This window comes from Agrobacterium sp. ST15.16.024 (assembly GCF_027956545.1).
Taxonomy (GTDB): Bacteria; Pseudomonadota; Alphaproteobacteria; order Rhizobiales; family Rhizobiaceae; genus Agrobacterium; species Agrobacterium cucumeris.
This window is the reverse complement of sequence record NZ_JAQKGO010000035.1, coordinates 1-560: the sequence shown is the minus strand read 5'-3', so window position 1 is coordinate 560 and position 560 is coordinate 1. Positions and strand designations below refer to the sequence as shown.

Genomic DNA, 560 nt, shown 5'->3' with positions numbered 1-560 from the left:
AACACGAAAATAGTCAGCGTCATCGACGGAAAAATCACCCGGGCCGAATACAACAGTACCATGGGATATTTTGTTGAAGTAACGGGAAAAGCCGGTGTTAAAACTCGCTATCTCCACCTCAATAAAATACTCGTTACTAAAGGGGCCAGGGTTACCCGGGGAGACGCTATTGCGTTATCCGGTAACAGCGGACGTTCATCCGGTCCTCATCTGCATTACGAGCTGGTCATCAATAACAATCCTGTTAACTCACTGGCGTTCCGGACGGCGGCACCCGCTGATAACAAACTCGAACAGCATGCCTTTGCGCATGCCAGAGACTACGAACGATACCTGGACTGATAACGGGACCGCGACGCGGTCCCGTCTGCCGGATTAATTTTTTTTATCGTTTTCACTTCCGTGATGTTGATGATCTCCATGCCCCCCGTGACCGTGGAAAAGATGCATGAGCGGACAAAGCAGCAGTAACAGATATGGCCAGTAGCCTGCCACATGTGACCAGTGTTCGCGCAGGAGAGCAAATGCCGCAATCGCGGCGACAGCAATAAGCGCATAGG

At 51.2% G+C, this 560-nt stretch carries 2 protein-coding genes; one reads left to right on the top strand and one right to left on the bottom strand.

Going from position 1 to position 560, the window contains the following annotated elements; translation table 11 throughout:
- Positions 1-342 (top strand): M23 family metallopeptidase (locus PL640_RS25505; RefSeq protein ID WP_271363869.1); only part of this gene is annotated, 342 nt, incomplete at its 5' end.
- A gap of 33 nt (positions 343-375) precedes the next feature.
- Here the strand turns inward: PL640_RS25505 and PL640_RS25500 are convergent.
- Positions 376-549, bottom strand: a complete 174-nt coding sequence (locus tag PL640_RS25500) for a DUF2933 domain-containing protein (protein WP_271363870.1) — start codon at positions 547-549, stop codon at positions 376-378.
- Between the last annotated feature and the right edge of the window lie 11 nt (positions 550-560).